Below are 15,360 nucleotides of genomic sequence, written 5' to 3'. Positions count from 1 at the left end.
TTATTGTCTCCTCTTTTTGCATTTTATCGACCTATAGTCGTACCTGTCTTCTGTTAGATGCCGATCGCCCGAATCGACTGTTTTCAAAAAAAATGGGCAGTTTCTTCTACTGCATCAGCAGGAAGATACAGCAAAAGACGGGATCTAATGACCCCGTCTGGTTGATGATGCACATATGAAAAGGACTCGGAAAATCAGAATGCCCAGTTGCCCTGACGGAAGACCGGCTCAACCGTGCCATCCGGCAGCTCGCCGTCAATATCCAGCTCTGCCGAGCCGACCATAAAGTCCACATGAGTCAGACTGACATTGGCTCCGCGCTGCACCAGCTCTTCTTTGCTTAGCTGTGTACCACCCTCGATATTGGTCGGATAAGCACTGCCCAGCGCAAAATGGCAGGATGCATTCTCATCAATACCCGTATTATAGAAAATACGATTCAGCCTGGAAATTGGAGAGTCATAAGGAACCAGCGCAATCTCTCCGAGATAGGAAGCCCCCTCATCGGTATCCAGCAGATCGGTCAGATATTCGCGTCCGGCTGCTGCATCATATTCAACGACTTTGCCGTCTTTGAATGTGAGTATAATGCCTTCCACCAGACGACCGTTCAGGTTTAGCGGCATCGTGCTCTTCACCGTTCCATTTACACCGGTACGATGAGGCATCGAGAATACTTCCTCTGTCGGCATGTTGGCGACAAAGTAAGTACCCGCGTCATTCTCGCCACCGCCACTGCGCCAGATATGTCCTTCCGGCAGCTGTACATGCAAGTCTGTTCCAGGCGCGCGGTAATGCAGACTTTTATATTTTTTGCCGTTCAGCAGGTTTTTGCCTTTACGCAGATGCTCGATATGTTCGCGCCAGGCGGCTACCGGATCATTGTCGGCGGTAACCCGGTTCATCATGAAGATCGCTTCCCACATCGCCGGGATGCGTTCTGCTTCGGGCAGATCCGCATATACCTTGTTCGCCCAGGCTGCAGTCGGTGCTTTGATCAGTGACCAGCTGATACGGCTGTTGCGTGTGTAGACACTGTATTTCTCGTTGGCTATCGCTGTAGCCTTGACCGAAGCAGATACTTTCCAGGAATCAATACCATCAAACAGCTCCGGATTCGGTACTTTGATACGCAGAATGGCTCCGCCTTCTTCGGCGAATTTCTCCATCATATCAGCATGCCACTGCGGATAATAGCCAAATGTATCATCGGCTGCATGTTCATAGCGGATACGGGTGATCTGCTCGTCATCCCAATCGACCATGACGTATTTGGCACCAGCGTCATAAGCTTTGGCTACAATCAGTCTGGTCAGCTCGGCAGTCTCCAGAGGTGCATTGACAATCAGCACCTGACCTGGCTGGATATTTACGCCGACCTGGATAACCAGTTCGGCATATTTTTGCAGCATGGTTGTAAAAGAATTCATTGTGTTCAGCCCCTTTGTTATAACGTATGTACTTCAGTAGCAGAGTCCTATCATTACCCTATTCCATTTTATACCTGCACAAATTTAAATTTCAAAAGTGTCTATAAACTCATTGCAATAAACGCCAGCAACTATGTCGACTCTAATAACTAATTGGCTAAGTATATAGAGCATTAAAACTAATTTATTACAGGATGAAATTGACCACTGGATAATACAGATATTCCTCATTATACTCCTTAAATCTGTTACCTACACTACCCCATTTGTCCAGCCGCATGTCCAATATCGCAATATAACCGCCGATTCCTGTATAAAAGACAGCCAGCTGGCGGACGGAATCTATAATTCTATCATCAAAAAAGGCTGATATTCCCCTCTATTCGCCAGGAGAACACCAGCCTTTTGGTAGGCTATACGTTTATAAAAACAGCTATAATCCTCTGAAGATTGACTTGCTCGTGTTATTCTTTTATGAAATCCGGCTTATCCTGCCTGACGCGCGGACTCGCTAATAGCTGCACTGCGCAGCCAGCTGCCCCGCCACCGGGTCTGCATCACCACGAGCAGCACCAGCGAACAAAACGCCACCGTACCCAGTACGATAAAGCCGGGGGTATATGAGCCTGCTGTTTTGTACAGATTACCAAGAATCAGTGGAAGCGCATATCCCCCTAGTCCCCCGGCTGCCCCGACAATACCGGTCACCAGACCGATCTCATTGCCAAACCGCTGTGGAACCAGCTGGAATACGGAGCCATTCCCCGCCCCCAGACACATCATTCCGATAAATAGCATCACCACAACGACCGGCAGCGGCGGTAAAAAGGAAACACACAGCAGCATCGATCCCGCACCGGTATACAGATACATCAGCATCCGTGCCCCCCCGATCTTGTCTGCCAAATACCCGCCAACCGGACGGAAAAAGCTGCCGGCTATCACGCAAATCGTCGTAATATCTGCTGCATGGACAGCAGACAATCCATACTGTGTATTAAAGAAAATCGTCAAGTAATTAGCCAGACCGACAAAACCGCCAAATGTCACACAATAAAAGGCACAGAATACCCATGCATCCCGCTGACTCAGTACCGACGCATACTGGGACAGCTTTTTCGGCGCCGGACGTTCCGGACTATTTTTGGCGAAAATACTAAAATAGATAAAAACGATAACGATCGGAATCATCGCGATACCAAATACAACTTCCCAGCTACCAAAATGCTGAGCCAGCCGATTGGCGAACAGCGTCGCCAGTACGGTGCCGCTATTCCCGGCACCGGCTATCCCCATTGCCAGCCCCTGATGCTCCTTGGGATACCACTGGCTCGCCAGCGGCAAAGCTGCGGCAAATGACGCACCGGCTATTCCCAGCAGCAGCGCAACTACATACAGCTGATCCAGCGACTCTACCCACTGCCAGCCCAGATACAGCGGTACCAGCGTAACGATCATCCCCAGCTGCGCGGTCAGCTTGGGACCAATATAGTCAGACAGAAAGCCAAGCAGTAGCCGCAAAATGGAACCACCCAGTACCGGGAGAGCGACCAGCTGCGCTTTTTGCACCGGGTCCATCGGATAATCCTGCGCGATCACTACACTGAGCGGCCCAATCAATCCCCAGATCATAAAGCTGATATCAAAATACAAAAAAGAACCAAATAACGTAGGCTTATGCCCGCTCTGCCAGAAACTTTTTCTCCCCATCTCTCTCGCTCCTCTGTATTTCATAATGTACTGATTTCGATGATCCGGCATGTTCGTTGATTGCATAAGTCCATACAAAAAGCCGCAATTTCCCCTTTGAAATCAAAGGATAAAATTGCGGCTTCATTGCCTGCATTTGCACATCATTGTGCTTGAATATGTAAACTTATGAATCACCGGATAGTGAATTTGTTTCAAATTATAAGAATAGATTGTCTTTGTGTCAATTAAATTAACAAATTTTTATTAAAATAATTTTATGTGTAATATTAAATAACATTAATTTCTATATAGCATATTATTCATCTTATTAACTTTCCTTCGATTGGCATGATCCTTCTACTTGATTCTCTCTTTCAAATTGTTTCTCTTTTGTGCTCGTCCTTTTATTATCATTTTTAGTTCAAGACAGGTAACAAGAGTCTATTTTGTTCATTATTGAACACATCACATGAAAATAATCTAATTTTTTAAAATAATTTGTACAAAAATATACGTTTTGTATATACATTCTTCAGACTATTGATTAGAATAATGACATATTCAACCAGTTCTCATGAAAAGAGGGGTAGCATGGAGACCGTGCTTCGGAATTTATTTCAGTCACTGGCTAAGAATCCTTCCGCCAATAAAATGGCCAAAAAGTATGGTTTGCGCTTTGGAGCCAGACGTTTTGTCGCTGGGGTGACAATTGAAGAAGCTGTACAGGCTGTACGTGCGCTTAATCAGGATGGCCGACTGGCGACACTGGATCATCTGGGCGAATTTATCTCTACCCGCGAAGAAGCGATGGAATCCACCCAGATGTGTCTGGAGACACTGGATGCTATCTCGCGCAGTGGAGTACAGTCCAATCTATCGCTCAAAATGACTTCGCTCGGTCTGGATATCGACCGTCAGCTCTGTATCGACAATATGACCTCTATCCTGACAAGAGCACAAAGCTATGGCAACTTCGTCCGGATCGATATGGAGGATTATGCCCACTGTCAGATGTCTATTGATATCTACCGTGAGCTACGCCAGCAGTTTGATAATGTAGGCATTGTACTGCAGGCGTATCTGTACCGTACCCAGCAGGATATTGAAGATCTGAATGAATACCGCGCCAATCTGAGACTGGTCAAAGGCGCTTACAAGGAACCTCCTGCTGTCGCTTTTCCGGCCAAGGAAGATGTGGACAGCAACTACTGCAAAATTATCAGCCAGCATCTGACCAACGGCAACTACACAGCGATTGCTACGCACGACGAGAAAATTGTCCGTTATGTACGAGAAGAAGTTAAGCGCTATCATATTCCTTTGCATCAGTTTGAATTCCAGATGCTGTATGGTATCTGCGAAGACCTTCAAAAGCGGCTCGTACAAGAGGGATACAAAGTCAGGGTCTATGTGCCTTATGGACGAGACTGGTTTGGCTATAATATGCGCCGCCTCGCAGAGCGCCCAGCCAATATATGGTTTGTACTCAAAAATCTGTTCAAGTAAAGCCAAATAGGCTTGCCTGTGAGCAGCGCTCTTTTCAGACAAGCCTGGGATAACAACAGATTACAGCTGGTGCTTGGTCATTTTATTGTACAGGGTTCCGCGGGAGATCCCCAGTATCCGGGCAGCGATACTTTTATTGCCGGCAGCTTTTTGTATCGCTTCTTCGATGCGAAGCTTTTCTTCCTCTTCGGTAACACGGGCTTTGAGACTATGAGTGACCGAAGGCTCAGCGACGGTGATATCTTCCTTTTCCCGTACAAAAACCGGTCCCTGCAGCGATTCGGGCAGATGCTCCAGCAACAGCGAATCTCCTTCACTCAGAATCACGCAGCGTTCAATAACGGCACGCAGTTCGGCAATATTGCCCGGCCAGTCGTAACGGGCAAATGCCAGCATCACTTCCGGCGCCACCCTTGGCACAGGCTTCTGGTAATGGACAGCAAATTCGCGCAGGTACATATGCACCAGTATCGACAGATCTTCCCGGCGTTCACGCAGCGGCGGCACTGTAATCGTGACGACACCCAGCGCGTAATACAGCTCGGAACTGAACTGCTGATCGGTGACTCGCTGATCCAGTGCAGTCCGTGTACCAGCGATAATCCGGGCATGCAGCGGGATATCTTCCTGACCTCCATAGCGGCGGAAAGAACGCGTTTTGATCGCACGGTACAGTTTGTTCTGGATATCGGGCGGCAGTTTGTCGATCTCGTTCAGAAATAAAGTACCATCACCTGCCTGCTCCAGCTTGCCGGCTTCCTGAATATCCTGACCGGAATACGTACCGCCGATAAAGCCAAACAGCTCACTATCCAGCATCCCCGGCGGCACGGCACCACAGTTCAGTGACAGGAAAGGAGATTCCGCATGCGCACCTGCCAGATGAATAGCCCGGGCGAGCTGTTCCTTGCCGGAGCCGGCTTCTCCGTACAACAGCGCAGGGGTGTTCAGCTCAGCGATCTTTTTGCCGATACGCACGACTTTGCTGATACTGTGACTTTGTCCATCCATCAGGGTGAACGGATCATTCCGACGCGGCATCGTATCGAGGATGCTCGCCTGGGCATGGGACAGCTCCCGGTTCAATTTGACCAGATGAGTGATATCCTGCTCGGAAGACAATCCTCCGACAACATGGCCTGACGAATCCAGTACCGGCGAGGCATTGATCAGCACATGTGTGCCTTCGGAGGATTTGTGATACATGTTGTGGACTTTGCGTCCTTCATCCAGCACACGCAGCAGCATAATCGATTCCGGATCAAAATGCTCACCGATCGTCTGGCCCATAATACGTTCATACGGAATACCGTAAATCTGCGCAGCTGCATCGTTCCAGCAGATTACCCTGCCTTCCTGATCGACAGCGGTCACCGCATCAGTCACAGTATCCAGCAGTCCATTCAGGTACATCTCGGCTTTGCGCTTCTGGCGATACACCTGACGCAGCAGATCTGTACAATGAAGGAATCCCGCAGCCTGTCCGTCCGGTGCTGTGAACACTATTGGACGGCTCAATGAATCGGACAGCTGATCGATCCAGCGATCGTCTATTCCTTTTGCGACTTCACTGCTTACTACAGGAGAAGGTTCGCACGATTGCAGCGTATTCTCGATACTGCCGGCAGCCTGCTGCCAGACAGGAAGATCGTTATTGGTAAACAGGTAGGCCTGATGATTATGCCATACGCAAACCGATTGGCCCTGCAGCAGTGATTCGGCTACCTTTTGCGCGTCTGCCTGAGGGGGCAGCTCAATTATATTTTTATTTATTTGTAATTGTTCATTATTGAACATAATTATCTCTCACTCCATGTAATTTAGTAACAATTTAACATGATAGTCCCGCTGCTGACAACCGCATGACCGATTTACGTATCCGGATTTGCCTTATTTTCGGATTCCGATAAAGGGAATAAACAACAAAAAGAACATAGGCGAATTTTCAAAATGTATTAGTCCAATTAATTCTGTGGATTGAAATCTGGTCAATTCCCTTTGATTTTGTTATTAATTTATATATCCAATGTTCATTATTATACATTTACTTAAATTATTTTGTTCAAATTGTACAATTATAAAGTTAAAAGTGTATAATTCAAATAAATGTATGTTTTTACAAATCATGATTTTATTCTGCTTCCATTCTGAGAGGAGATAGATTAATGAGTAAAACAACAGATATCAAAACCTTTGCCAATGAGCCTTTTGTCGATTTCAGCCAACCAGAGAACCGTGAAGCGATGGAACAAGCTATTGCCCGTGTCAGAGCAGAACTGGGTCAGACCCTTCCCCTGCATATCGGAGACCAGAAGATTGTAACCGAAGACAAAATCGTTTCTATCAATCCTGCCAATAAGGATGAAGTGATCGGTTACATGAGCAAAGCCAATCAGCAGCTCGCTGAACAGGCGATGCATACGGCGCTGGAGACATTTGAGACTTGGAAAAAAGTTCCTGCTCGTATACGTGCCGATTATCTGTTCAAAGCTGCCACCCTCATGCGCGAACGCAAGCACGAATTCTCGGCGATGATGATTCTGGAAGCCGGCAAAAACTATGCCGAAGCCGATGCAGATACTGCGGAAGCGATTGACTTTATGGAATTCTATGCGCGCGAGATGCTGCGTCTGGATCAGATCAACGAGACGCAGCCGCTGACACCGATTCCTGGTGAAGATAACCGACTGACCTATATTCCTCTCGGTGTAGGTATCGTTATTCCGCCGTGGAATTTCCCGCTGGCGATCTGTGTCGGTATGACGACAGCTGCTGTAGTATCCGGCAATACGGTACTGCTCAAGCCAGCTTCCACAACACCGGTTATTGCTCACAAATTCGTCGCTCTTATGGAAGAGATCGGATTACCATCAGGCGTAATCAACTTTATCCCAGGCAGCGGCGCTGAAGTAGGCGATTATCTGACTACCCATCCGAAAACACGCTTTATCAGCTTCACCGGCTCCAAGGAAGTAGGACTGCGCATCAGCCGACTGGCTGCCGATACTGCAGAAGGCCAGATTTGGATGAAACGACTGGTTGCCGAAATGGGCGGCAAAGATGGAATCGTAGTCGATGAGACTGCAGATCTGGATGCTGCTGCACAGGCTATTGTCGCTTCTGCTTTTGGCTTCCAGGGTCAGAAATGTTCGGCTGGCTCACGTGCCGTGATCGTAGAATCGGTCTATCCGCAGATTGTGGAAAAAGTAACCGAGCTGACCGGCCGCCTGTCGATTGGTCTGCCGGAACAAAACTATCCATCCGGACCGGTTATCGATGAATCCTCCTACAACAAAATCCTTGATTATATCGAGATCGGCAAAACCGAAGGTCGTCTGGTCGCAGGCGGTAACAAAGCAGACGGTAATGGTTACTATATCCAGCCTACGGTATTCGCAGATGTGGATCGCAAAGCCCGCATTATGCAGGAAGAAATCTTCGGTCCGGTACTGGCTCTCTGCTCGGCCAAGGATTATCAGGAAGCGATCGAGATCTATAATGATACGGAATTTGGACTGACTGGTGCATTCTTCTCTTCCAATGAAGAGCGGATCAGCGAAGCGCTGGAGACTATGCACTGTGGTAATCTGTATGTAAACCGCAAATGTACCGGCGCACTGGTAGGTGCACAGCCATTTGGCGGATTCAATATGTCGGGTACAGATTCCAAAGCCGGCGGACATGATTATCTGCTGCTGTTTACCCAGGCGAAGTTAACTTCGCGCAAGCTGTAAGGAGTAAGCTGCGCTTGTCGGTGGGGTTGGATATGCGTAACGTGACGCGATATAGTGATAATTGATTTTATTTTATGGAAATAGGTAGGTGGGAGCCCCTGTATGAGCAAATACAGGGGCTTTTCGCTGGGCTAGGTCGGGAGGACTGGACTAACATGGACTTGCATTATTCACTTCAGAAAGGAATAAGAGCACGTCCTCTGGTTAAGCCTGGAGATCCTTTAATGGTGGGAAGGAATGAGGATCTCCAGGCTTAAATCTCGTCCTTTGCTCTTATTTCCTTTCTTCCGTTCTGTGCGTCGGCTTTATTTTGATGGACTTATTTACTTTAATGGATCAGATGCTTTACTGGATTTAGGGATTTAGGGATTTAGGGATTTATGGTTTTGTGGTTTTGTGACTTTGTAGCTTTATAGAGATAATTAATACCTTATAAATGATTAACATTAGTGCTATGCAGATATCCATATCACTCATCCTCTTATGTTATACTATTTAACTTATTAGTGGTATTTAATACTAATTATCTATTATACGTTAATTATATTGACATAATATTCGGAATCCTTTACTGTTATTTTATAACTTTCACACAAAGATGTGTGATCTTGATTGATGGCAATGATGCCCTTTTCCTGTTGTTAAGTCAGCAGAAAAGGGCTTTTTCTGTTTAATTCTAGAATGATTTCTAGTTGAATTGCTCTTTTTTGCTGTTGTATTCATTTTTCGAAATGAGATTGTTCACTTTTTGTATGTAAGGTAATATTACTTAACTTAAAACGGATTGGTTAGTCAGGATGGCATATAGTTAATTGCGTTTCGGATGGATGCATACATTTTAAATAAGCGTAGAGATATCGGATACATTTCTAAACAGAGACAGATATGTGGATAGATAAAGGAGGAAACCATATGCCCTCAAGGTTAGTCGTGATTGGTAATGGAATGGCGGGAATGCGTTGTGTGGAAGAAATAGTAAAGCGGCGGCCCGGACATTTCAAAATTACGGTATTTGGTGCGGAATCCCGGCCAAACTATAACCGGATTCTATTATCCAAAGTACTTCAGGGTGAAAGCCGGTTTGAGGATATTATTCTGCACTCGCTGGATTGGTATCGGGAAAATGAAATTCAGCTGTATACGGGTGAACAGGTTATGCGGATTGATTCGGGACAGCGAATGATATATACAGCTTCTGGGATGCAGACAGAATACGATATCCTGATTATAGCGACCGGTTCAGTTCCTTTTATCCCTCCTCTGCCCGGTTCGGACAAAAAAGGGGTCATTTCTTTTCGTAATATTGAAGATTGCGGGATCATGACCGAGTATGCGAGCCGGTACCGCCGGGCAGCTGTTATCGGTGGTGGATTGCTTGGATTGGAAGCGGCGCGTGGTCTGCTTCATCTCGGTATGGAGGCGCATGTGATACATAATGCCTCTTATCTGATGAATCGTCAGCTGGATGCCTTGTCTGCCGGTATGCTGCAAAAAGAACTGGAGCAGCAGGGCATGATTTTTCACCTGAACCGCAATACACAGAAAATTACGGGAACGACCCGCGCGCAGGGTTTGCGCTTTGAGCAGGGGGATCGACTGGCTGCCGATCTGATTGTAATGGCAGTCGGTATTCGTCCCAATATTCGTTTGGCTGAGCAGGCCGGTATCCGGACAGGACGCGCTATCTGGGTAGACGACCGAATGCAGACCAGCGAGCCCGGCATTTATGCGATTGGAGAGTGTGCGGAGCATCGGGGAATTTCTTATGGTCTGGTCGCTCCGTTGTATGAGCAGGCTCAGGTGCTGGCTGCGCATCTGTGTGAGCAGCCAACATCCGATTATTCGGGCTCCATCCCATACTCCCAGCTCAAAATCTCCGGTGTACATGTCTTCTCGGTTGGAGATATTCAGGCCGCAGAAGCCGAGGATATCGTGCAGCAGTATGATGGTGTGCGTCATACCTACCGCCGCATTCTGGCTACCAATGGTAAAATTAGCGCGGCCATATTATACGGCGAGACCGCCGAAGGTACCGCTCTGGTCGAAGCGGTACGCAGCGGTCAATCTGCCGAAACATGGATCGCAGCGGAAAATGACAGCAACAATACATCCATTAATCCGGCAGATGCGGCCGCAATAGCCCTTTCTCCGCAATCGGTCGTATGTGCCTGCAATGCAGTGACCAAATGCGCCATACTCGACACAATGACCCAGCTACAGCTGGAGACAGCAGATGAAGTCAGGGAGCATACCCGTGCTTCCGGTTCATGCGGCGGTTGCCGTCCTGTCGTGGAAGCACTTGTGCGCTGTCATGCCGCCGGGCTAACACAATCTGCTTCTGCTGCGGATGAATCCTTTCCTGAGGTAGAAGAGATTGCTGCTATTTGCAGCTGTACTTCTCTTAGCCATGAGATGCTGCGCCGACAAATTCATGAACAGGACTGGCAGACAGCCGCCCAGGTGATGCAGCAGCTGAACTGGACTACTAGGGATGGCTGTCCACAGTGTCTGCCTGCTCTTGATTATTATCTTGCTACCCATCCATTGATGCAGTTCGCTAATCCGGCATATGCTGCGGCAGATACTTTCGAAATAAAAACTAATGTACAGCTGCCGGAAAGCCGTTATACGTCATCCGCCCCTCTTCTGCCGCATTCACTGGTAAACACGCTGCCCGGCGCCGGATCTCTTTGTATCGTTAGTTCTTCTTTTTCTGCTTCCCTGCTGCTTCATGCTGATCCTGTATTACTGGAACAGATACCAGACAGCCGTGATCTTTTACAGCAGTTATACAGCAGATGGCAGAAGATTGTACCGGCTGCTCCTTTGCATATAGCGGCGGCTATTCACTCTACGGGTCCGTCAGCCGTACTGTTATATGATCTGGCGGTATGCAGTTCTCCGGCAGGATGGGAAGTCTATGCGGGCGGCAGCTCGGCTGGATCTTTCCGCAAAGCAGAACTGATCGCTCTGATGGATTCTTTTCAGGAAGCGATCCGGTTGTTGTCTCTCTGTCTTCACTATTACTATGAAAAATCCTGGTACGGTGAACCGGTATGGCAGTGGCTGGAGCGTACCCGGCTGCTGCATATCCGCGAGCAGGTATTGAACCGATATTACGAGCAGAACGTTGAACTTGGACAGGAAGGAGCCATTAGCCATGAAGATGATGCAAACGCAGTGCCCTTTTTGCAGCGTACAATGTAAAATCACGCTGAACTACAAGGAAGCAGAAGCTCTTCCTTCTACTCTCCTGCCCAGTGTATCGCAGACAGATTGCCGCTATACCAACTGGCAGGCCGAAGGTACACCGAATGCTGCTTCCCAGGGACGTATCTGTGTCAAAGGCATAAATGCCCACCAGCATGCGATGAATCGGGAACGGCTGGTGTTCCCACTGATTCGCCGCAATGGTACTCTGGTAAAAGCGACATGGACAGAAGCACTGGACCGGATCAGCAGTCATTTTCAATCTGCTGCCCGTCAGTATGGGCCAGATTCTATCGGCGTATACGGCGGTGGCTCACTGACCAATGAAACCGCCTATCTGCTGGGCAAATTTGCCCGGATCGGATTGAAGACCCGATATATCGACTATAATGGACGCTTTTGCATGTCAGCAGCCGCTTCGGCAGGCAGCAAAGTGTTCGGACTGGATCGGGGCATGACCTGCCGGCTGGAAGATATTCCGCTGGCTAATTGCATCATTCTCGCCGGTACCAATATCGCGGAATGCCAGCCCACTCTGCTGCCTTATTTTAATGAAGCCCGTGCCAATGGTGCCCAAATTATCGTTATCGATCCCCGGAAGACTGCAACAGCAGCTATCGCAGATCTTCATTTACAGATCCGGCCGGGTACCGATGCCATACTGGCGCTGGCACTCCTGCATCTTATTATCGAAAACGGCTGGGTGGATGAATCCTTTATCCATAATCGTACCAATGGTTATGATGATCTCACATCCCTGCTCAATGGTATCGATACCGAACAGGTCGCAGAACAATGCGGTATTCCTGCCGAGCAGATTCGTCAGGCCGCGAGTTGGTATGGACAGGCTCAGACGGGGATTATTTTCACCGCTCGCGGGGTGGAGCAGCAGACTGATGGACATCTCGCTGTACGTTACCTGATCAATCTGGTGCTGGCTACTGGCAAAATCGGCCGTCCAGGCTGTGGTTATGGAGCAATCACCGGTCAGGGTAACGGCCAGGGCGGACGTGAACATGGTCAAAAAGCCGATCAGCTGCCTGGCTACCGTTCGATTGAGAATCCTGAGGATCGTCAATATATCGCTTCGGTCTGGCAGGTCGATCCCGATGAGATCCCCAGCAAAGGCGTATCCGCTTATGAAATGATGGAACTGGCCGACCGCCAGGAGATTCGTACCCTGTTCGTCATGGGTTCCAATCCGGTTGTCTCCAATCCGAATATCCCGCTCGTACGCTCTGCGCTGGAACAGCTGGATATGCTGGTTGTAGCCGATATGTTCCTGTCGGAAACAGCCCGGATGGCTGATATTGTACTGCCGGTGACTTCGTATCTGGAAAATACCGGTACACTCACCAATCTGGAAGGCAGAGTACTGCTGCGCGAAGCAGCAGCACCTGCTCCTGGCGAGACAAAGGATGACTGGCGTATACTATGCGAGCTGGCTGTTCGGCTGGACAGAGGACATTATTTTGATTATCGGGAAGTCGAAGATATCTTTGATGAACTGCGGCTAGCGAGCCGGGGTGGAACAGCCGATTATTATGGCATTACCTACGATCGGCTGCGACGGGAAGAAGGTGTATACTGGCCTTGTCCTACGCCGGAGCACCACGGAATGCCGCTGATGTTTGCGGAGCGATTTGCCCATGAGGATGGCAGGGCTTTATTTACAGGTATAGCCCATCATGCAGTACGACCGCAGCGTTCACCGGAATATCCGCTTTGCCTAACCAATGGAAGAGTATTGTCCCATTACCTGACCGGCGTACAGACCCGGCGCAGCGCTGCACTCGCCGCCCGTGAATTGGAAAATTACGTCGAGATTCATCCGCTGACCGCTCGCCAGCATCATCTGCAGGATGGGGAATGGACAGAAATCCAGTCTGCTCACGGTCGCTTTTTTGTTCGCTGTCGGATCAGTGACCAGATCCGACCGGATACACTATTTGTGCCGATGCACTGGGGTGGAACGCAAAACGTCAATGAAGCGACTTCCCCGGAACTGGATCCTTACTGCAAAATGCCCGGATTCAAAGTAACTGCCGTCTCGATTCGGCCGGTGCATGCCGGTATAGTACAGATGCAGGCTCAACCCTCTGTTTCTATATAAAGGTAAATCAAACCGATCTACGCATAGCTGCGATTGCTTACGCAGATTCATCTTCTGCCTGACCTACTTACCTGGCATATTCGCATAGATGCTGTAACTGCTTGGTGCTTGGTGCTTGGTGCTTGGTGCTTGGTGCTTGGTGCTTGGTGCTTGGTGCTTGGTGCTTGGTGCTTGGTGCTTGGTGCTTGGTGCTTGGTGCTTGGTGCTTGGTGCTTGGTGTCAGCTAGTATAATCCTGTTCTCTCGCTGATGGAGAACAGGATTTTTTTTGAGGAAACTTTTCCGGATAGCATCGTATTCGGAGTTCAACTGCGGTATGCTAGAGTTATAGCGCTTTAACATTGACTGTCCGGTTTGTATAGTGGATGGTCTTACTACCGACAATCAGGAGGTCTTACCATGATACAGATTCGAAAAGTACATATACACGAATTGATGCAGGCTGCCGAGCTGGCAAATGATATTTTTTGCGAGCCGGATCATCGTCATATGGAGACATCGTTCCCTACCCTTTTCCATCCCGGTATAAGTCATTCCTACGGTGCTTTCACTGAGCAAAACCGGTTGGTGTCCTTTATGGGAATGGTGCCGGTACAGATTCAGGCTGGAACGCATGTATTGTCCGCTTTTTCGATTGGAGCGGTATGTACCCATCCGGATTATCGTGGTCAGCGCTTGGCCGGACAACTGCTGGAGCGATGCCGTCAGCATGCCCTTGAATCGGGAGCATCACTGATGTTTATTTCCGGCGACCGGTCATTGTATACACGTGCAGGCAGTCAATTTTTCGGGCAAATTAGTCAGGCAGTTCTATCACCCGATAATCTGGCTTCTCCCGTATCCTCCTCTTCATGGGAAGTACGGGATATGCAGACAGAAGATATTTTCGCTGTTTATGCACTTCTGCAGTCGCATAGCTCTTACATACACATGAGTCTGGCCGAGCTGCAGCAGCTGATCGAAGCTGCACCTGTCGCCCATATCCGTAATCAGCAGCAGCATATCCGGGTAGCTACAGTTCCAGGCGAAAACAGTATTGCTGCAGTTAGCATCTTATCGATCCCGCCTGACCATGCAGAGACTTCCAACCTGAACGGTGCTACTTCTTCTATCGCCGAACGCCGCGGAGAAGTGCTGGAATGGGGCGGTCAGCAGGACGCTGTGCTGGCACTCTGGCAAGATGCCGCTTCCTCATATACCCTATCTTCTCTGACTGTTTCTATTCCATGGCAGGAAACATCAATGATTCAGAAGGTACAGGATATCGGGGCAAAAGTATCCATTATTCCCAATGGCGGTACAGTCATGCTCGCCAGTGGAACTGCCCTGCTGGCGCAGACCGGACTGCTCGGCGATCAGGCATCTGATCACGCATCGATACATTTTACTGTAGAAAAAGAAAACAGTCACTATATACTCCATACTCCGCAGGGTTCCTATTCCGTTCAAGGCGATCAGGCTTTGTGTTCCCTGCTGTTTGATCCGTCTTCTACTGTCCTGCAGGAATCCGGAATTACGTTCCCTGCTATTCCGCTGCCTTATATGTACGGCCTGTATTTCATCTAAAAAAAATAAAATCCACGGAACGCAGTCAATAGATTACGAATAATAGCTAATTTTCCAAGAAGTCTGCAAGCAGGCTTCTTTTTTCAATGCAGACAAACTGCAATCCCTCA

At 48.5% G+C, this 15,360-nt stretch carries 8 protein-coding genes; 5 read left to right on the top strand and 3 right to left on the bottom strand.

All coding sequences use genetic code 11. The annotated features are described in order from the left end of the window. Nucleotides 1-194 precede the first annotated feature (194 nt). Together AR543_RS07935 and AR543_RS07930 are read right to left on the bottom strand one after the other, a co-directional pair. Nucleotides 195-1,430, bottom strand: coding sequence for an aminopeptidase (locus AR543_RS07935; protein WP_060533331.1), 1,236 nt, complete (start codon nucleotides 1,428-1,430; stop codon nucleotides 195-197). A gap of 486 nt (nucleotides 1,431-1,916) precedes the next feature. After that, nucleotides 1,917-3,140 carry a nitrate/nitrite transporter gene (locus AR543_RS07930; protein WP_060533329.1) on the bottom strand — a complete coding sequence of 408 codons (1,224 nt, stop codon included), beginning with the start codon at nucleotides 3,138-3,140 and terminating at the stop codon, nucleotides 1,917-1,919. A 573-nt stretch (nucleotides 3,141-3,713) separates the two neighbouring features. On the opposite strand from AR543_RS07930, the gene AR543_RS07925 reads away from it, so the two are divergent. Beyond that, nucleotides 3,714-4,628, top strand: a complete 915-nt coding sequence (locus AR543_RS07925) for a proline dehydrogenase family protein (RefSeq protein ID WP_060533327.1) — start codon at nucleotides 3,714-3,716, stop codon at nucleotides 4,626-4,628. Between the two features lie 60 nt (nucleotides 4,629-4,688). Here the strand turns inward: AR543_RS07925 and AR543_RS07920 are convergent, their stop codons facing one another. Then, entirely contained in the window at nucleotides 4,689-6,425 is a 1,737-nt protein-coding gene (locus tag AR543_RS07920) for a sigma-54 interaction domain-containing protein (RefSeq protein WP_060533324.1), read from the bottom strand. Nucleotides 6,426-6,793: 368 nt separating this feature from the next. Here AR543_RS07920 and pruA point away from each other — a divergent pair, with 368 nt between their 5' ends. The 4 genes from pruA to AR543_RS07895 all read left to right on the top strand — a co-directional run bounded on the left by pruA (nucleotide 6,794) and on the right by AR543_RS07895 (nucleotide 15,250). Continuing rightward, nucleotides 6,794-8,362 carry an L-glutamate gamma-semialdehyde dehydrogenase gene (gene pruA / locus AR543_RS07915; protein ID WP_060533323.1) on the top strand — a complete coding sequence of 523 codons (1,569 nt, stop codon included), beginning with the start codon at nucleotides 6,794-6,796 and terminating at the stop codon, nucleotides 8,360-8,362. A gap of 912 nt (nucleotides 8,363-9,274) precedes the next feature. After that, on the top strand, nucleotides 9,275-11,569 hold the full coding sequence (locus AR543_RS07910; protein ID WP_087071254.1) for an FAD-dependent oxidoreductase: 2,295 nt from the start codon (nucleotides 9,275-9,277) through the stop codon (nucleotides 11,567-11,569). Next, nucleotides 11,523-13,685, top strand: coding sequence for a molybdopterin oxidoreductase family protein (locus AR543_RS07905; protein WP_060533318.1), 2,163 nt, complete (start codon nucleotides 11,523-11,525; stop codon nucleotides 13,683-13,685). The genes AR543_RS07910 and AR543_RS07905 overlap by 47 nt, the downstream gene beginning before the upstream one ends. A 398-nt stretch (nucleotides 13,686-14,083) precedes the next feature. Next, the gene (locus AR543_RS07895) at nucleotides 14,084-15,250 is read left to right on the top strand and encodes a GNAT family N-acetyltransferase (protein WP_060533316.1); all 1,167 of its coding nucleotides are present in this window, start codon (nucleotides 14,084-14,086) and stop codon (nucleotides 15,248-15,250) included. The last annotated feature ends 110 nt before the right edge of the window (nucleotides 15,251-15,360 follow it).

This window comes from Paenibacillus bovis (genome assembly GCF_001421015.2).
Classification (GTDB): domain Bacteria; phylum Bacillota; class Bacilli; order Paenibacillales; family Paenibacillaceae; genus Saccharibacillus; species Saccharibacillus bovis.
Note: the sequence above shows the minus strand (reverse complement) of the source record. Positions and strands in the feature narration are given on the sequence as shown.